The organism is Natrinema salaciae, assembly GCF_900110865.1.
GTDB classification, from domain to species: Archaea; Halobacteriota; Halobacteria; order Halobacteriales; family Natrialbaceae; genus Natrinema; species Natrinema salaciae.
In genome coordinates this window covers 275287-292538 of record NZ_FOFD01000003.1, presented here as the reverse complement: position 1 = coordinate 292538, position 17252 = coordinate 275287, and the positions used below count along the sequence as shown (strand labels likewise).

16 protein-coding genes are annotated in these 17252 nt (G+C 64.6%); 6 read left to right on the top strand and 10 right to left on the bottom strand.

Translation table 11 applies throughout. The annotated features are described in order from the left end of the window. Positions 1-195 precede the first annotated feature (195 nt). The 3 genes from BMX07_RS10795 to BMX07_RS10785 are packed head-to-tail and all read right to left on the bottom strand — an operon-like array spanning position 196 to position 2167. A complete protein-coding gene (locus tag BMX07_RS10795; protein ID WP_090617634.1) occupies positions 196-1122 on the bottom strand; it encodes an OapC/ArvC family zinc-ribbon domain-containing protein in 927 nt (308 codons plus the stop codon). Next, the gene (locus BMX07_RS10790) at positions 1122-1523 is read right to left on the bottom strand and encodes a DUF2073 domain-containing protein (protein ID WP_090618424.1); all 402 of its coding nucleotides are present in this window, start codon (positions 1521-1523) and stop codon (positions 1122-1124) included. The genes BMX07_RS10795 and BMX07_RS10790 overlap by 1 nt, the downstream gene beginning before the upstream one ends. Before the next feature lie 5 nt (positions 1524-1528). Beyond that, entirely contained in the window at positions 1529-2167 is a 639-nt protein-coding gene (locus BMX07_RS10785) for an Era-like GTP-binding protein (protein WP_090617632.1), read from the bottom strand. Between the two features lie 1508 nt (positions 2168-3675). Here BMX07_RS10785 and BMX07_RS10780 point away from each other — a divergent pair. After that, on the top strand, positions 3676-5430 hold the full coding sequence (locus BMX07_RS10780; protein WP_090617630.1) for a Cdc6/Cdc18 family protein: 1755 nt from the start codon (positions 3676-3678) through the stop codon (positions 5428-5430). A gap of 272 nt (positions 5431-5702) precedes the next feature. Here the strand turns inward: BMX07_RS10780 and BMX07_RS10775 are convergent, their stop codons facing one another. Together BMX07_RS10775 and BMX07_RS10770 are read right to left on the bottom strand one after the other, a co-directional pair. Next, positions 5703-6665 carry a S24/S26 family peptidase gene (locus tag BMX07_RS10775; RefSeq protein WP_090618423.1) on the bottom strand — a complete coding sequence of 321 codons (963 nt, stop codon included), beginning with the start codon at positions 6663-6665 and terminating at the stop codon, positions 5703-5705. A 101-nt stretch (positions 6666-6766) separates the two neighbouring features. Next, the gene (locus BMX07_RS10770) at positions 6767-7669 is read right to left on the bottom strand and encodes a S24/S26 family peptidase (protein ID WP_090617628.1); all 903 of its coding nucleotides are present in this window, start codon (positions 7667-7669) and stop codon (positions 6767-6769) included. Between the two features lie 105 nt (positions 7670-7774). On the opposite strand from BMX07_RS10770, the gene BMX07_RS10765 reads away from it, so the two are divergent. Continuing rightward, the gene (locus tag BMX07_RS10765) at positions 7775-9379 is read left to right on the top strand and encodes a DNA-directed DNA polymerase II small subunit (RefSeq protein WP_090617627.1); all 1605 of its coding nucleotides are present in this window, start codon (positions 7775-7777) and stop codon (positions 9377-9379) included. A gap of 224 nt (positions 9380-9603) precedes the next feature. On the opposite strand, the gene BMX07_RS10760 is transcribed toward BMX07_RS10765, so the two are convergent. Continuing rightward, on the bottom strand, positions 9604-10041 hold the full coding sequence (locus BMX07_RS10760; protein ID WP_090617625.1) for a hypothetical protein: 438 nt from the start codon (positions 10039-10041) through the stop codon (positions 9604-9606). 220 nt (positions 10042-10261) lie between these two features. Here BMX07_RS10760 and BMX07_RS10755 point away from each other — a divergent pair, with 220 nt between their 5' ends. The 3 genes from BMX07_RS10755 (at position 10262) to BMX07_RS10745 (ending at position 13640) form a co-directional block, all read left to right on the top strand. Beyond that, positions 10262-11440 (top strand): aspartate kinase, encoded by a 1179-nt coding sequence (locus BMX07_RS10755; RefSeq protein ID WP_090617624.1) that lies wholly within the window; start codon positions 10262-10264, stop codon positions 11438-11440. Between the two features lie 215 nt (positions 11441-11655). Further along, on the top strand, positions 11656-12120 hold the full coding sequence (locus BMX07_RS10750) for a hypothetical protein (protein ID WP_090617622.1): 465 nt from the start codon (positions 11656-11658) through the stop codon (positions 12118-12120). 140 nt (positions 12121-12260) lie between these two features. After that, positions 12261-13640 carry a tryptophanase gene (locus tag BMX07_RS10745; protein WP_090617620.1) on the top strand — a complete coding sequence of 460 codons (1380 nt, stop codon included), beginning with the start codon at positions 12261-12263 and terminating at the stop codon, positions 13638-13640. A 24-nt stretch (positions 13641-13664) separates the two neighbouring features. Here the strand turns inward: BMX07_RS10745 and BMX07_RS10740 are convergent, their stop codons facing one another. Further along, complete coding sequence (locus BMX07_RS10740; protein WP_090617618.1) at positions 13665-14033, bottom strand: hypothetical protein; 369 nt, start codon at positions 14031-14033, stop codon at positions 13665-13667. Positions 14034-14103: 70 nt separating this feature from the next. Further along, positions 14104-14535 (bottom strand): GNAT family N-acetyltransferase, encoded by a 432-nt coding sequence (locus BMX07_RS10735; protein ID WP_090617617.1) that lies wholly within the window; start codon positions 14533-14535, stop codon positions 14104-14106. Between the two features lie 483 nt (positions 14536-15018). Between BMX07_RS10735 and BMX07_RS10730 the strand changes: the two genes are divergently transcribed. Continuing rightward, positions 15019-15663 (top strand): helix-turn-helix domain-containing protein, encoded by a 645-nt coding sequence (locus BMX07_RS10730; protein WP_175480123.1) that lies wholly within the window; start codon positions 15019-15021, stop codon positions 15661-15663. 39 nt (positions 15664-15702) lie between these two features. On the opposite strand, the gene BMX07_RS10725 is transcribed toward BMX07_RS10730, so the two are convergent. Then, a complete protein-coding gene (locus tag BMX07_RS10725; RefSeq protein WP_090617615.1) occupies positions 15703-16056 on the bottom strand; it encodes a hypothetical protein in 354 nt (117 codons plus the stop codon). Between the two features lie 24 nt (positions 16057-16080). Beyond that, on the bottom strand, positions 16081-17220 hold the full coding sequence (locus BMX07_RS10720; protein WP_090617613.1) for an aromatic ring-hydroxylating oxygenase subunit alpha: 1140 nt from the start codon (positions 17218-17220) through the stop codon (positions 16081-16083). Positions 17221-17252 lie beyond the last annotated feature (32 nt).

The window sequence follows — 17252 nt, the reverse complement described above, 5'->3', positions numbered from 1 at the left end:
TCGTTTCGAATCGAACGTACCGTCGTCCCAAAATGGCGGATCAGGCCGTCGCGTTACTGGGGCATAAGACACCGCGTTGCTGGGGGATCAAACCATCACGTTACTGTGACCGGGAGCGTGCCGTCGAACCGAATCGGTCGGCCGGCGGTCGCCGGAGAACTGCCGACGCCGACGGCAAGGGAGCAGTGACGGCAGCTACTCGTCGTCGTCACCGCGCCACGAATCCGGGACGTCGATCACGTACCGGCCGTCCTCCTGGAGGGAGATGATGTACTCGTCGCGGTTGTAGAGTTCCATCAGGTTGAGTTCGTACTGGCCAGGACGGACGATCTTGATGCTCTCGAACTGATCGTTGAGCTCCGCCCGGAGCTCCTCGATCGACGGCCGCTGCCCGCTCGGCTCGCTGACGACGCGACCGTGTTCCGGCGGCCGGTCGTCGTCGGCGTCGACCCGCGGTTCGACGCCCGCCGCGTCGACAGTATGCGCCGCCCCGTCCCCGTCGGTGCTGTTGCTATCGGAGTGGGATGGTAGGTCGTCCGTGGCGATGACTTCGCTTCGGGCGTCGGCCTGCGCGGCGTTCTCGTCGTCCGCGATCGTCGCGGTCACTTCGTCCGACGACCGGTCGGGCCGTGCGGCTTCGGTTCGGTCGCTACCGACTGTCTCGGCCGCCGACTCGGCAGCCACCTCGTCCGGAGACCCCGATCGGTCTTCGGGTCGCCGCGCCGTCTCCGGCCACTCGTCGAATTCGTCCGGCGGTGCGTTCGACTCGGTACCGTCGGGCACGTCGCTCGAGGGCCAGGCCCGATCCGGCTGTGGAGCCGACGCCGACCCGGCGGACTGCGAGCGATCGGACGACGCGTCGTCCGACTCGTCGGCGGAGTCGGTCGAAACCCAGTCCCGAACCGTCTCCGCGGCGCGGGTCGCGACGCTGTCCGACTCGGGTGCGCTCGCGTGAGAATTCGCAGTATCCACCGAGCCGTCGGCGCCGGCGGACGAGTCGGCTGCGGCCGCCGCGGTCGGTGCGAACTGAAACTTGTTCCCGCCGCAGTCGGGACAGCCCGATAGCATCTCCTTCGAGCCGTCGGCGAACGTCCGGCCGCAGTTCGTACACTGGTGTGGCATTAGTTACGGGACACGAGCGCGCTGATGAGCGTTTCGTCCTTGTGGAGCGTCTCGATCTGGTTCGCCGGTCCGATCACTGTCAGCTTCGCCTCCGTCTCGTCACCCCCCATGATGCGGCCGAGCAGCGACGAGTCCCGGGTTTCGGACTTGGGATAGGTCTCGATCTCGATCCCGTTGAACTCGTCGGGACTGATCTCAGCCATCGTCACCTCGATGAGCCGACTCTCTTCGTCGGGGGTCAACCCTTCCTCGAGGATGACGATGTTGCCGTCGTGGACGCCGTCCAGGATCATTCTGATCTTCTCCATGGTCGCCATCCCGTCCATCCGCTCGCCGCTGATCAGATCGATCTGCACGCCGTCGGGGGCGTCCGAGTCGTCCGCGTTGGTTGCTTTTGGCATCGTAATCACCCGAAGTAGTCAGCGATGCTGTCGTACACTTCGTCCATGTTGTCGCCTTCCTTCGCGGACAAGGGAACGGTCTTGTGTTGTGGAAACGCGTCTTCGATCCGCTTGACGCTCGACTCGTCGAGATCGATCTTGTTCGCGAAGATGAGAACCGGGAGATCTCGTGATTCGATAATGCCGATCAACATCGTGTTGACCTGCGTGATCGGGTCCTCCGCGCTATCCAGGACGTAGATGACGCCGTCGACGTCCTCCCGAAGCCAGTGCATGGCTTCGGCGACGCCCTCGGTCGCCTCGCGGGAGCGGCGGATCGCGTCCTCTTCGCCCATCTCGTCGGTGAACTCCTCGTAGTCGACCTTCGTCGTCACGCCCGGCGTGTCGACGATATCGATGGTCACCGTCTTGCCGTCTCGTTCGATCTCGACGTTTTCCTTTCTGCGTGCGCGGCGCGTTTCGTGGGGGACGTGGCTCTCAGCACCGATCGCGTCGCCAGTCCAGTCACGTGCAATTCGGTTCGCGAGCGTCGTTTTACCGGCGTTCGGCGGACCATAGATACCGATTCGTTTGGGCTCCTGTTCCGAAAACAGGCGATCCGTAGCCCGAGAGATACTATCTTTGAGTTCTGTGAACAGTCCCATCTGTTGGACCCTCCAGCACCGCGGGGTGCATCTGCGCGTACTACAAACTGAACTCACTTAAGCCTACGTCAGACGTATATACTATCAGACAAAAATGAATTGGGAGATATCGAGAGTGTGTTCGGGCGGAGAAATGTATCGGCGACGATCGGTCGAACGCCTGTGATGATCGATCGGCTGTCCGGAAAGATCGATCGGACGCATGTGACGATCGAGCTGCGGAGCCGTCGATAGGATGGTGGTTAATCACACGGGGAGAATACTAGCAGAACGCGAAGGACCCGAAGTCCCCCACCCCTTCGTTTCGAGTGGAAACCGTCGAGGGGGATGATCCCATCGCGGTGTGATCGGCCCCGATCGAGAGTCGATCAGCCCCTCATTTCGACTCGAGGCCGGATACGGCACAGTAAGATGAGGGAATTCGCCGGTAGAGTGGATTCTAGTAATTCAAATTCCAATCTAGCAATTCAGATGGCTACAAAACACGATTCTAGCAGCAACTAGTAACAGCAAAACGACCTCTAGTAAAAGTATGTGGTTTGCTAGTTCTACGGATACTGTTTCTATCCAATACAAATAAAACTTCCCGTTATCAGGCTCCGTCTCACCCCCACCCGCCCCTTCGGCACGTTCCACCCGAAACGAAGGGGTGGGGGGGTCAGCCAACACCGGCACGTGCTACCGATCAACTTGAGATATGCTACCGATCCACTCGAGAAATCGTCCGAACGTCGTTCACCGTCGCTCGAAGCGCCGGTCGCTCCACCCCAGCTGTTCACGGGGATAGCCGCCGGATGATCGACGGATCGCTGCTTCCGAATCGTCTCGAATGTCTCTCAGCGATGAAATGTCAGACATCACTGAACACATCACTGAACATTACTCCCACCACTCGACTAACCCCCAACCGCACGACTAACGATCGAAACTCCCTCCACTCGATCGACGACCGAAGGCGGAACGACTCGAGACGACTCGATCACTCGAACGGAAATCGCGGTCGATATCGTCCTAACCGCGTCTCGCGAACCGAACGTTCCGACCCTCGCCTCGCGAACCGAAGCACGTCTCGAAGGCCCTGCCAGCGTTCACGTCCGCGGGTTCTCCGGAACGAGCGATCGACGGATCGTCCTCCTCGAGAGAGGAAATTCCGCTTCCCACTTTCGCTCCCGTTTCGTGAGCGGGAACCCCTTCGTTTCGACAGCAACGCTCGTCCAACGAGCCTCGTCGCGATCCCGCTGATCTCGATCCAGCGGGCGTCCGATAACGGGAGCCCAACGGAGGGAAAGCGTCGATTCCGTTCCTCGGTCGCGACTGTCGCCATCAGCCTCTATCGCCGGGGGAAGGGAAGCCTTTATTAGCATGGTTTTCCTCTGTTTCGTTTGCATCAACTGGACCCGGATCGGGTATCTGGTACGGTGGATCCTCCAACCGAGGCCATCATACTGCGAAATTCCTGCTCCCGGGGTCAGTGTTCCACTCGAAATAAGGGGGCTGCTGTACGACGGATGTCAGACGATAATTCAGAGCGAACGAGTTCGGACGAGGTCGAGGTCGACGGAACGAGCGGCTTCTCGGCGAACTTCGAGAACGCGGACCTCGACGACGAGGAGTCGAACCAGGGACTGTTCGACGACCTCCTCAGCGGTGAACCGATCTTCGAGAACAAAGAGGTCCTTCGCCCGTCGTACACCCCGCACGAGCTCCCCCATCGGAGCGACCAGATCAACAAGATGGCGACGATCCTCGTCGCCGCGCTCCGCGGCGAAACGCCGTCGAACATCCTCATCTACGGAAAGACCGGGACCGGAAAGACCGCGAGCGCCAAGTTCGTCAGCAAGGAACTCGAGAGCACGTCCAAGAAATACAGCGTTCCCTGTGACGTCGAGTACATCAACTGCGAGGTCACCGATACACAGTACCGCGTGCTCGCGCAACTCGCGAACAAGTTCATCGAGAAGAACAAAGCGCGGATCGACGATCGGATCGCTGACCTCGAGTCACTGCTGGACGATCTCGACGAGTTCGACGCCGCCGTCGAGCGCGACAGCACCGATCCGGCGGACGACCGGACGGCGTCGGACCCGTTCGACTTCGTCTCGGCGGCGGACCCGGAGCCACCGAAAGAGAGTTCGACTGGAACTCAAAACGAATCTACGTCTGGCGATTCTCCAGTTGAAACAAGGGGGTCTTCAGATCGGTCACACGAACCCGACGACCCCGCACTGACGGCGACCGACGAAGGCGGTCGCAACACCGGGACCACCGACGGGGCAGCCACAGACCGGCCGACACATCCTCTCGAGTCGACGCCGTTCGAAACGCGTGGCGACGTCGAAGACCGGATCTCGGCGCTCGCGGACGACAAAGACTCCTTCGAGGAGGTCCCGATGACCGGCTGGCCGACCGACCGGGTCTACAGCGTCTTCTTCGACGCCGTCGACTACGACGAGCGGGTCGTCGTCATCATGTTAGACGAGATCGACAAACTCGTCGAGAAGAGCGGCGACGACACCCTGTATAACCTCTCGCGGATGAACTCCGAACTCGAGAACTCGCGGGTGTCGATCATCGGCATCTCGAACGACCTGAAGTTCACGGACTTCCTCGACCCTCGAGTCAAATCCTCGCTAGGCGAGGAGGAGATCGTCTTCCCGCCCTACGACGCGAACCAGCTACGGGACATTCTGGAGCACCGGTCGGAGGTCGCGTTCAAAGGCGGCGCGCTCTCGGACGACGTGATCCCGCTGTGTGCGGCCTTCGCCGCGCAGGAACACGGCGACGCGCGACGCGCGCTCGATCTGCTTCGGACCGCCGGCGAGCTGGCCGAGCGGTCTCAGTCCGAAACGATCGTCGAGGACCACGTCCGGCAGGCCCAGGACAAGATCGAACTCGATCGCGTCGTCGAGGTCGTCCGTACCCTCCCCACCCAGAGCAAACTCGTCCTCTTCGCGATCATCCTGCTCGAGAAGAACGGCGTTCACAGCATCAACACGGGCGAGGTGTTCAACATCTACAAGCGCCTCTGCGAGGAGATCGACGCTGACGTGCTGACCCAGCGGCGCGTGACGGATCTCATCAGCGAACTCGACATGCTCGGGATCGTCAACGCCGTCGTCGTCTCGAAGGGGCGGTACGGCCGGACCAAGGAGATCAGCCTCTCGGTTCCACTCGAAGAGACGGAGGCCGTCCTGCTGAGCGATTCTCGACTGAGCGATATCGACGACATTCAGCCGTTCGTTCAGGCTCGGTTCGAGAACTGATCGGGCGATTCACGCCTTCTTTCCCGACGAAACCGCCGTTTGAATATGTGGCCGTATCGCTCGGCTTCGGCGACCGCTCACCGCGATTCGCTTTGCGCGAGCCCGTAACCCGATCGCTCGGGAGGGGAGCGAACCCCCCTATTTCAACTCGAAATGCGTCCGCTATCGAAGAAGTACACGGAGAACGGTCGACGACGATGAAATCCTCGAGATCGCGCCGGTAGCCTTCCGCGGCGTGACGGATCACCGTTCGGCCAGGTCGAACGGTCGACTCAGCGACGATACCGGCCGATCGCGACCGCCGCACCGGCCCCGGTACCGGCGACTCCGGCGGCGCCGGCGAGTTCTCCGTTCAGGTCGAGTCCGGGACCGGCCGTGTCGGGACTCGCGGAGGCTGCTGTCGTCGGTTCCGCCGGCCCCTGTAGAGGCGCGCTCTGGGGCGACGTGGGAACGAGCATCCCGCCGAGGATCTTGTCGAAGGTCAGGCGGACGTGGCCGAGCCACGGGATGCGGAACATCGCTTTGCCTTGAACCCACTCGGGTTTGACGATGTCGCTAATCCCGTTTCCGTACTGGTCGTATCCGTTGTTAGCGTCCCCTTTCGTGACGAAGCCAGCGTGGTCGGCGGGACAGGTAGCGACTTCCGTGCAGGTCGCGTTGCCGACGATCTCCTCGCTGGCTTTCGTCTCGACCCATTTTTCGTCTTCCTCGACCCAGAAGTGGGCGCGATGGATCACCGGCGTCTCCGCCGGATTGCCATCGGGCTGGAAGACGATGACGTCGCCAGGATTGCCGAACTTCTTGTGATCGCTCTCCTGCCCGTTCTCGAGCGGGACGACGCCGGTTCCGGCGACGGCGGCGTCGCCGGCGTATCGCCCCTCGTCGACGACGAAAATGAGATCGCCTCTGTGCATGTTCGGTTCCATACTGCCGCTCTCGACGGCGACGAGTGGCGGCCAGATTCCGCTGACACCGAACAGGAGGAGCCCGACGACCGCGACGATGGCGACGCTGCTCGCGATATCCCGCACTATCACGACGGTTTCGTCGTTGGTCCCGAGGAACCAGCGGACGAGGCCGTCGTCCTCGATCGTCACGGGATCGGAACTGGAATCGGCCGTGCGCCGTGACGATTCGTCGGGTGGTGTTCGCGACGTCCCGGCGCTACGATCCTGCGCCGAGTGTTCATCGTCGCCGGAATCACCGGGGGGTCGCCCGGAGTTAGAGCCGCTCATCGTCACTCCATTTGCAGGGCCCGCCAATCAACTTTCTGTTCGCGTGATCCGTTGACAGTCGGCTCGTCTGCGACCGCGGTCGTCTCGGTAGCCGTTCCGTCCTACGGCTCGCGCTCACCCGCAGCCGCCCCGAACAGGGCGATCATGATCGTTCCCGTGAGGACGAGCGTCCCCGCCAGTCCGAGCCCGGTCACAGCCCGGACCGAATCGACTGCGAGCCGTAGCTGTCCGAGCCACGGGACGCGAACCATCGCCTTTCCGACGACCCAGTCCGGGCTGACGACGGTCGTCTTCGAACCGGAGTGGGGGAGCTGATCGTACCCGGTATTCGCGTCACCCTTCGTGACGAACCCGTCCTGTGGTGCCGGACACGAAACGATCTCGTTGCAGGTCGCGCCGTTCGTGTATCGAGGATCGGCTTCGGTCTCGATCCAGTTTTCGTCCTCCTCGACCCAGAAGTGGGCGCGGTGAATCGTCGGCGTTTTCGTCGGATCGCCGTTCGGCTGGAAGACGATGACGTCGCCGGGTCGCTCGAACTTCTCGTGGCCGCTCTCCCGCCCGTTCTCGAGGGTAGCGATACCGGTTCCCGCGACGGCGGCGTCGGCGACGAACCGGTCGTCGTCGACCACGAAGACGAAGTCCCCCGTCGCGATGTTTGGTTCCATACTGCCGCTCTCGACGGTGACGAACGCCGGCCAGGTACCGGCGATCCCGAACAGGAGGAGCCCGACGACCACGACGATGGCGAGACTCGTCGCGACGTCTCGGCACACGGAGATCCGCCAGTCGTCGGTCTCGCGGAGCCAGCGGACGACGCCGTCCTCGATCGTGACCGCGTCACCGGAGACGGATCGCGATCGAGCGCCGAGCGTCGGCTCCTGGTCGTCGCCGGGCGCCGGCCTCCGGTTGCCGGGTTCGGTCGGCGGGAACGACTGCGGTCTCGAGCGCTCGCTACGAGCCCCGGATCGATCGTCGTCGCGTTCACCGCCGTCGGCACCGTCCATCGGGATTCGATTTCTCCGTCCGAGCTATCAAGCTTCCGGCGGCACTCGAAGCGTGCGAGCGCGGGATCCGCTATCCTTTTGCCTCCCCTCGCGAATTCGTGGTGTGTGCCACTCGAGGCTCCCGCTCGGATCGTCAGCGAACTCACGAGTCGCGGGTACAACGCCGAGCGCGAGGCGGTGACGCGGCTCGCGGCGGCCGAGGACCCGAACGCGACGCTCGAGCGCGTGCTCGAGGAGATTCCGGACGACGCGCTGGTCGTTCGGACGGAGCACGTCGCGGCTGCGCTCTCGACTGCGGGCGGCGCGAGCACCGATGCTGCTGCCGATGCCAGTGCCGGTTCCGGATCTGGAGCCGACGCTGCCGTCGGTGACGACACGACGGCCGCCGACTCCACCCCCTCCGTTTCAACTGGAACAGCCCGGGACGAGGGGAACGAATCGACGACCCACTCTCCAGTTGAAACGGAGGGGTCTGCTCCCGCCGGTCGTTCCGCCGATCCAGCACAGCGGTCGCTCGAGATCGTCGGCGACATGACCGGCCAGAGCACGGGAACCGGCGAGTACGGCGACTTCGTCTCCGTCTTTCGGGACCGCCTCGATCGGCTGGGAGCGAAGCTGCGAGGCCGGATCAACCATCGACCGGCGACGGCCATTCAGAGCATGCCCGGCGGCAGCGAGGTCGCGATGGTCGGACTGGTCAACGACATCCGGTCGACCGCCAGCGGCCACTGGCTGGTCGAACTCGAGGATGCGACGGGAACCTTCCCGTGGCTCGTGATGAAGGACCGGGAGTACGTCGACCTCGTCGACGAACTGCTCTGCGACGAGGTGCTGGCGATGGAGGGGACGCTGGCGGACGATTCGGGAATCGCCTTCGTCGACTCGATGCACTTCCCGGACGTGCCCCGCACGCACGAGCCGTCGACGGCGGACCGCCACGTGCAGGCGGCGCTGATCAGCGACGTCCACGTCGGCAGTCAAGAGTTCATGGCCGACGCGTGGAACGCGTTCGCCGACTGGTTGCACACCCCGGAGGCCCAACACGTCGAATATCTGTTGCTCGCGGGCGACATGGTCGAGGGCGTCGGCGTCTACCCCGACCAGGACGAGGAACTCGACATCGTCGACATCTACGAGCAGTACGAGGCGTTCAGCGAGCACTTGAAGAAGATCCCGGGCAACATCGAGATCGTCATGATTCCGGGGAACCACGACGCGGTGCGGCTGGCCGAACCCCAGCCCGGATTCGACGAGGAGCTCCGGGAGATCATGTCCGCCCACGACCCCCAGATCGTGAGCAACCCGTCGATGGTGACCGTCGAGGGCGTCTCCGTCCTGATGTATCACGGCGTCTCGCTGGACGAAGTCATTGCGGAACTGCCCGAGTCGAAGGCCAGCTACGACGACCCCCACAAGGCGATGTATCACCTCCTCAAGAAGCGCCACGTCGCGCCGCAGTTCGGCGGCCACACCCGACTGGCCCCGGAGGAGAAAGACTACCTCGTCATCGACGAGGTGCCGGACATCTTCCACACCGGTCACGTCCACAAGCTCGGCTTCGGGAAGTACCACGACGTCCTCGCGATCAACTCCGGCTGCTGGCAGGCCCAGACGGACTTCCAGAAGAGCGTCAACATCGACCCCGACGCCGGCTTCGCCCCGATCGTCGACCTGGATACGCTCGACGTGACAGTCCAGAAGTTCTCCTAACGAAATTTTGCGCTGCGCTCTGGCGAGACGATGCCAGCAGAGCTGGCACACGTCTCGCCGACGCTCGGCAAAATTTCGATCAAAAGCCTCCTCCCTCCGTTCGCTCGTTCCACTCGCTCACATCGGTCGTCGGCCCGCTCGCGCCGCCGGCGCTCGCGGAACAACCACTTTTGCCACAGTTACTTTTGCCACAGTTTCACCTCGAAGCTTCGGGACCTCTCCGATTACGGCTCGAGTCGAAACCGGACCGTCGGGGAGCCGTCGAACCGTGGGCCGCGGCCGCGTCGCTCGAAGCCGAGTTCGTCGGCGGCTTCCTCGATCGTGGTCGCGTCCTGTGACGCCAGCAGTTCGACGGCCATCGACTCGCGCTCGGCGAACCGGACCGGTTCGGCCAGCAGCCGCTTGCAGGCCTCGCTGGTGCCGTCGAGTTGCGTGACGTGGACGGTGTCCTCACGCGCATCGAAGCTAATGAATCCCAGCAGGTCCTCCGGATCGGAGCCGTCGTACTGCGAACCCGAGACGTCCGCGTTCGGATCGTGGTTCCCGTCCTCCGCGACGCGCACCGTCCGGTCGTGAACGAGATTCCGCATCACGTCCGTCGGGGAGTCGGCGATTGACGCGAGCGCGTCGGCGTCGGCCTCGAGTGCGTCCCGTACGTTCATCGACGTATGGTAATGCTGCGCACGACAATAAATCCCGGTCGCGGGAATCGTCGCGATCGGCCCGATGGCCCGGCGGTCGCCGTGCGGGCACGTCGGGTTCGCTCTCGAGTAGCGATGGAGAGACGAACGGAGTCGATGGGACACAGTTATTTGCCCGCTCTGGTAACGAACCGAGTATGAACCACACTACCGTAACGCACGCTGTCAGTGAGGTGTCAGTATGCGCGTCGTAGCCAAATTCGGCGGAACGAGCCTCGGGAGCGGGGATCGGATCAATCGGGCCGCGGATTCGATCGCGGCCGCCGTCGAGGACGGCCACGAGATCGCCGTCGTCGCCAGCGCGATGGGATCGACCACCGACGAACTCCTCGAGGAGATCACCTTCGACACCGACGAAGCCGATCGCGCCCAGATCGTCAGCATGGGCGAACGGACGTCGGTTCGGATGCTCAAGGCCGCGCTGTCGGCCCGCGGTATCGACGCGGTCTTTCTGGAACCCGGGAGCGACCAGTGGCCGGTCGTCACCGACGAGTACGGCGAGGTCAACGTCGAAGAGACGCAGCAACGCGCCCGCGAGGTTGCGTCCGATATGGACGAGACGGTCCCGGTCATCACCGGCTTCCTCGCGGAGGGGCCGGACGGTTCGATCACGACGCTCGGACGCGGTGGCAGCGACACCACGGCCGTCATGATGGGCAAGTACATGGACGCGGACGAGGTCGTCATCGTGACCGACGTCGAGGGTGTCATGACCGGTGACCCGCACGTCGTCGAAGGGGCTCGTAACGTCGGCGAAATCTCGGTCGACGAACTTCGGAATCTCTCGTTCCGCGGGGCCGAGGTCGTCGCACCGTCCGCACTGTCGTACAAGGACGGGAAGTTAGACGTCCGCGTCGTCCACTACCAGCACGGCGATCTGCTCTCGGGCGGGACGAGCATCGAAGGCGAGTTCAAGAACCTGGTCGACCTGCGCGAGCGACCGCTGGCCTGCCTGACCGTCGCCGGCCGCGCGATCCGCAACGAACCCGGCGTCTTCAACCACCTCTCGGAAGCGCTCGCCGAGAGCGACGTCAACATCGACGCCGTCGCCAGCGGGATGGACACCGTCACGTTCTACATCGACGAGGAGGAGGCCGAGCGGGCCGAGAACATCCTCCACCGCGAGGTCATCGCCCGCGACGAACTCTCGAGCGTCACCGTCGACTCGCCGATCGCCGTCATCCGCGTGACTGGCGGCGAACTCCCGAACCAGCCGGGGATCATCAGCGAGATCGTCAACCCCCTCGCCGAGGCCCGAATCCACCTGCAGGACATCATCACGAGCGCGACCAGCGTCGCCCTCTTCGTCGAGTGGGACGACCGCGAGGAGACCCTCGAGCTCACCCAGGACCTGTTCTAGGCGAGCGACCATATCGGTTCCCGGTTCCCGTCCTCGATGCGTCTCGGACGGGGCACTCTCTCCTCCAACCCACCGCCAGCTCCCTGCTGGACCGTCGGTACTGATCGATCCTCGATCAGTTGCGCTCCGTGAAACTATCTCCCTCGACGGTATTCTCGGACTAATCCACCGGTAGCTCGTCCGTAACGAAGGTGTCGCGCAGTGGCGACGGAGCCATGAGCACCGATTCGACCGTAACGGAAGTCTTCGAAGACGTCGAGGCCGATCCGGACGCGATCCTCGAGGCGTGGGATGCGGAGACGCCGGCCGAACTCGTCGAAAGCGGCGGGCGGCACGAGGCGGATGCCGTCGACGAGATCAGCGACGTGACCGCGGCCGAAGTGTTCGCCGACCACGGGGACCAGGACGTGACGAACTCGCCCCCACGTGACGGCGAGTGCGAGGAGACGCGCCGAACCGACGAGGGCGGCGACGATCGCGACGACGCGTCCGACCGCGTCGCGGACCGCGAGTTCGAGTTCGTCGGCGACGCGGCCGTAGCCGTCCGGGACGACGACCGGGTCGAAACCGCCTCGTCCGGCACGCTCACCCTCCGCGACGGCCGAACCGACGGGCTGGAACTGGTCGGCCCCGAGCCGACGACGACGCGTGTGACCGACGATACGTTCGGCAGTCACTGAGCCGACGCTCGTCGATCCGTCGACGGCTGCGACCGATTCCGTTCATCGATGCGCCGATCCGTTCTCGGGGGCGCGTCTCGAGCCATCAACGGGCAGAAGGCTCCAGCTAGACTGAACACGCGCGGCGACGTCGAACGGGTATGGTTGCGTACAAGTCGAAAGTGGTCGAGCGGATTCGCCTCCCGTCGAGAGAACGACGGGCGGCGGCGCTCGAGGAAGCCGGGTACAACGCGTTCAATCTCGCCGCCGATGACGTCTTCGTCGATCTGTTGACCGACAGCGGGACGGGCGCGATGAGCGACGATCAGTGGGCCGCGCTCTTCCGGGGCGACGAAGCGTACGCCGGCTCGTCGAGTTTCGATCAACTCACGTCTGCGGTGGCGGACGTGATGGGGTTCGAGCGCCTGGTCCCGACCCATCAGGGCCGCGGCGCGGAGAACGTTCTCTACGGCGCGTTGCTCTCCGAGGGCGACGTCGCGCTCAACAACACTCACTTCGACACGACGCGAGCGCACGTCTCGAATCAGGGTGCCGAGCCGGTCGACTGTCCGATAGCGGGCGCTCACGACCCGGAGACGGACGAGCCGTTCAAAGGGAACTTCTCGCTCGAGCGGGCGCGAGCAGTGGTCGACGAGGTCGGCGCGGAGCGCGTCCCGCTGGTGATCCAGACGGTCACGAACAACTCGACGGCGGGCCAGCCGGTCAGCGTCGAGAACACCCGCCGGGTCCGGGCATTCGCCGACGAGATCGACGCCACGTTCGTGATCGACGCCTGCCGGTTCGCGGAGAACGCCTACTTCGTGACCCGACGCGAGGACGAGTTCGCCGACGCGACGGTCGCCGACGCGGCCCGCGAACAACTCGGGTACGCCGACGCGCTCGTCATGAGCGGGAAGAAAGACGGGTTAGTGAACGTCGGCGGCTTCGTCGCGACCGACGACGGGGCACTCTTCGAGCGGTGCAAACAGCGTGCGATCCTCTACGAGGGCTTTCCCACGTACGGCGGCATGGCCGGTCGCGACGTCGCCGCGATGGCCGTCGGCCTGCGCGAGGCCGTCGAGGAATCGTACATCACGGACCGGATCGAACAGGTCCGGGAACTCGGCGCGATGCTCGAGGCAGTCGGTCTCCCGGTGTACGAGCCGGTCGGCGGACACGCGGTCTATATCGACGCGGGGGCGACGTTTCCGGACATTCCGGCCGACGAGTTTCCGGGGCAGGCGCTGGTCTGTGAACTGTATCGAGAAGGGGGAGTCAGGGGCGTCGAACTCGGGAGCTTCGCCTTCCCCGAGACCGACCGCCCGGAGCTGGTTCGGCTCGCCGTCCCGCGCCGGACCTACCACCGGGAGCACTTCGATCACGTCGCCGAGACGGCCGAGGCCGTCCTCGAGAAGCGCCACGAGGTCGCCGGCCTCGAGATCGTCTCGAACCCCGCCGTTCCGGAACTCCGTCACTTTACGGCGTCACTCGAGCCGGTGTCCGCCGAGCGCGCGGCCGCCGCCGACGGGGGCTCGGAGTGAGACGGCCGTGACCGACGATGGGCGTTAGCGACTCGAGAGAACGCTCCGAGCGCGGTCGCCGAGCGTCGGCTCCGGCTCGGGCTCCGAGCCGCTCCGGAGCTGGCGTTTCGCGAGCGTCTGCAGTCCTCTCGAGGCGGACTCGGACGTCACCATATCGGCAGCCCAGTTCGGAAGCTGGGACTCAAGCTCCTGTCGTTTCTGCGCTTTCATCCTGCCGAACCGGCGAAGTACCAGCCCGGCACCGAGGAACAGCCCGGCGTCGAACAACTCCCGTCGGAACCGTTCCCGGTCGTTGCGGACCGCGATCGCCTTCACGAGCGAGAGGGCTCCGATCGCCAGATAGACCTTCGAACTCTTCGACGGATCGCCGCTGAGCAGCCGTTGGAGCGCCATGCGAAGACATGTACCACGTTCCGTCGGATAAAGCTGCGCTGGCAGGAGACGGGTTCCTTTGAGGCCTCGGTCAGGCGCGCTCGCTCGTCACGGCCACGCCGCGGTGGCGCTGCTCGTCGATCGGTTCGATCGAGAATCCCAGCCGCTCGTAGAACGGGCGGACCCCGTCGTCGAACCGCGCCGTGAGTCGCCCGTCGCGCTCGAGCGCACGGTCGATCAGTGCCGAGCCGATCCCCCGACCGCGGTGGCGACGGCGGACCCCGATGGCCGCGACGTGTGACCCCCGGTCGCTCTCGAGGGGCTCGAGGACGACCGTGCCCAGGAGCCGTTCGGTGCCGTCGTCGCTGGCGTTCGAGTCCCCCGTACCGCCCCGTCGATCGCCGGCGACGAAGACGTCGGCCGCCTCGATTCGGCGCTCGACGTCGCCCGGCTCGAGCATCGCTCCGTCGAGGATCCGTCGGACCTCGAGGGCGTCGTCTGGAGTCGCGGTGCGGACGAACATTCGTCAGGAGCGTCGGTCGGGGTGAGCCAACAACGCGTCGATTCCGGGTCGATCGAGCACCGTTCGACTGCGATAGGTCGCGGTCACTGCAAGGTCGGCGGAGTCGGTCATGCGCGACCTACGACGCCGGCCGGCAAAGCGGCTGGGCTTTCAGTGGGCCGGCAGCGCGTCCGGAGACAGCGGTGACGACTCCGGATAGAGCGGTGACGCTTCTGGAGAGGCTGGTACGTCCGGACACAGCGGCGGTAGACGGGAGCGCCCCTTCTGAGCCGCGATTCGTCGGCTCCCACGGGTGGGATGAACCGCTGTCGGTTTCGCTTTCCGTTCCGGGTTCGAGGTAACGGTTAAGTAATGGTATGTGGTACCGATTAGCAAAATGGGCGACGAACGCGGCGCTTCCGTCGACGGGCAGCCGAGAACTCATCGGTCGGTGGACGGGTTCGGAACCGAACAGCGCCACGACGAACGCCGACGTGAAAAACCGTGAGTCTGATCGCAATCCTCGACATCGCACATCCCGATCTCGCGTTGACGCCGACGATCCGCGACCGTCCGGACGTGTCCATCGAGGTCGTTCCCCACTCCACGACCGATCCCGAGACCGGACTGTTCTTCTTCCTCGTCGAGGGCGTCGACGAGACGTTCGAGGACGTGCTCGAGCGGGATCACACGGTCACGGACTGGCTGCTCGTCGACGATCTCGGTTCGGCACGGATCTATCGGCTCCAGCACGCCGAGGCGGCCGCACTCATCTCACCGATGACGACCGAACTCGGCGGCCTGTTGCTGAAAGCGGAGAGCAACGGCTGGGGTTGGACGGTTCGCCTCCACCTCCCCGACCGCGAGGCGCTCTCCGACCTCTGTGATCGCTGCGAGGAGACCGGTATCTCGTTCGAACTCCGCCGGATGTTTCGGCAGGACGAGTGGACCGGCGTGACGGCCCCGGAGGTGACCGACGAGCAGCGCGTCGCGCTGGTACGCGCCTATCGAGACGGCTACTTCGAGGAGCCCCGCGAGACCTCGCTCGAGGAACTCGCCGATCGGCTCGATATTTCGCCGACGGCCGTCGGGGGACGCATCCGTCGCGGGACCGGCCAGCTCGTGGAGACGACGCTCCTCGACGAGTGAGTCGGCGACCGAGACGAACCAGGCGCTGCGACGGGTCGGTCAGACGGCGGCGAGGTGGTCGTCGCGGGGTTCGTAGAGCGAGCCGGTCATCCGCACGTCGTCGATCTCCGCGAGCGTCTCGCCGACGGAGACCCCCCGTTCGCTCATCGCCGCGGCGACGATCCCGATCGGGACGCCGTCCTCGTAGCGTCGCTCGAGGTCGGCGACGATGGTCTCGAGGGCTCCCGCCGGCGGTTCGAACACGAGGGCGGCGCGCGTGAGCACCACGTCGTGTCCCGTCTGCCGGTGGTGGCGGCGGTAGAACGCGACGATCTCGTTCGCCGTTTCGATTTCCGTCTCGACCCCGCACTCTTCGCACGCGGCCACGAAGGGGGGACGGTGTCGTCGAGTCATAAGCGGTGAAACGATGCGGGGGCGTTAGGCCTCGTAGGCCTCCTGTGCGAGCCGGTGCAGTTTGTGCACGGTGTGTTCGTTCGGCCCGAGCCGAGCCTGGGCGATCGCTCCGGACTCGAGGCCGCGTTGCTGGCGCTCGACGAGTTCGAAGTCCTCCTCCTGGAGCTGTCTGCTCGTTCGGACGAACGCCTCCTCGTCCTCGGTCAGGTCGGAATCCCGGAAGTAGTAGTCCGCGACGAGCTGGAACCGCCCTTCGTCGATGGGATCGACGATGTAGGTGCCGTAGCCGTCGGCGGTGCCGTACATGTTGACCGTGAAGTTCGGCCAGAAGTAGTAGAACTTCGCCTCGTGCTCCTCGTGGATGCGCATCTCGTCGTCGACGTCCTCCGCGTGCTGGTAGTGGAGGATCCAGTGGTAGTCGTCGACCTCGAGTTCGGAGTCCAGCAGTTCGAGGTCGCGAACCCAGTCCTGGTGGTTTGCCTGACAGTGGTCACACTCCGAGTAGTTCCCGGCGAAGACCTTCCAGTTGCACTCGACCTCCGAGACGATGCGTCGGGCGAGGTGGTAGTCCTCGAGCGGGAGCGACTCGAGTTCGGATTTCATCGTCCCGGCCTGGTCCGCGAGGCTCATCGGCTCCTCGTCGACGTTGACGAAGACGAACGGACCGATCCGATCGGTGTGCACCGCCATGAGGGCGTTCTCCTCGGCGTCTAGTTCGGGGACGTCTTCGTCCGCGAGGTCGGGGTTCAGTCGCGCGTCCTCGAAGCTCTTTGGCGTGCTCGCGAGGTCGCCGTCGAGGTCGTACGTCCAGAGGTGGTACGGACACTGGATCCGCCGCGCGTTGTCCGGATCGGTCATCGGCGTCTTCTCGACCATCGCCGATCCGCGGTGGGCACAGACGTTGTAGTACGCCTGGACGTCGCCGTCGTCGGTCCGGACGACGATGATCTCCCGGTCGCCGATGGTCCGCGTGAAGTAGTCCCCCGCGTTCGGGATGCAGTTCGCGTGTCCGGCGTACACCCAGTAGCGACCGAACACCGCCTCCTTCTCCATCTCGTGGACGTCCGGGTCCGTGAAGTACCGCGCCGGGAGCGCGTTCGTCTCGTCGGTGATGTCGGGACTGACCGGTTCGACCTCGTCGCGACCGTTGTTCCACCGTGACATACTCTGTGGTATGTCTTGTCGTATCACTCAAT

Excerpts from the sequence above, each read along its gene's own strand:
- BMX07_RS10795 (WP_090617634.1), bottom strand. The coding sequence starts at position 1,122 with ATGCCACACCAGTGTACGAACTGCGGCCGGACGTTCGCCGACGGCTCG.
- BMX07_RS10790 (WP_090618424.1), bottom strand. The coding sequence starts at position 1,523 with ATGCCAAAAGCAACCAACGCGGACGACTCGGACGCCCCCGACGGCGTG.
- BMX07_RS10785 (WP_090617632.1), bottom strand. The coding sequence starts at position 2,167 with ATGGGACTGTTCACAGAACTCAAAGATAGTATCTCTCGGGCTACGGAT.
- BMX07_RS10780 (WP_090617630.1), top strand. The coding sequence starts at position 3,676 with ATGTCAGACGATAATTCAGAGCGAACGAGTTCGGACGAGGTCGAGGTC.
- BMX07_RS10775 (WP_090618423.1), bottom strand. The coding sequence starts at position 6,665 with ATGAGCGGCTCTAACTCCGGGCGACCCCCCGGTGATTCCGGCGACGAT.
- BMX07_RS10770 (WP_090617628.1), bottom strand. The coding sequence starts at position 7,669 with ATGGACGGTGCCGACGGCGGTGAACGCGACGACGATCGATCCGGGGCT.
- BMX07_RS10760 (WP_090617625.1), bottom strand. The coding sequence starts at position 10,041 with ATGAACGTACGGGACGCACTCGAGGCCGACGCCGACGCGCTCGCGTCA.
- BMX07_RS10755 (WP_090617624.1), top strand. The coding sequence starts at position 10,262 with ATGCGCGTCGTAGCCAAATTCGGCGGAACGAGCCTCGGGAGCGGGGAT.
- BMX07_RS10750 (WP_090617622.1), top strand. The coding sequence starts at position 11,656 with ATGAGCACCGATTCGACCGTAACGGAAGTCTTCGAAGACGTCGAGGCC.
- BMX07_RS10745 (WP_090617620.1), top strand. The coding sequence starts at position 12,261 with ATGGTTGCGTACAAGTCGAAAGTGGTCGAGCGGATTCGCCTCCCGTCG.
- BMX07_RS10740 (WP_090617618.1), bottom strand. The coding sequence starts at position 14,033 with ATGGCGCTCCAACGGCTGCTCAGCGGCGATCCGTCGAAGAGTTCGAAG.
- BMX07_RS10735 (WP_090617617.1), bottom strand. The coding sequence starts at position 14,535 with ATGTTCGTCCGCACCGCGACTCCAGACGACGCCCTCGAGGTCCGACGG.
- BMX07_RS10725 (WP_090617615.1), bottom strand. The coding sequence starts at position 16,056 with ATGACTCGACGACACCGTCCCCCCTTCGTGGCCGCGTGCGAAGAGTGC.
- BMX07_RS10720 (WP_090617613.1), bottom strand. The coding sequence starts at position 17,220 with ATGTCACGGTGGAACAACGGTCGCGACGAGGTCGAACCGGTCAGTCCC.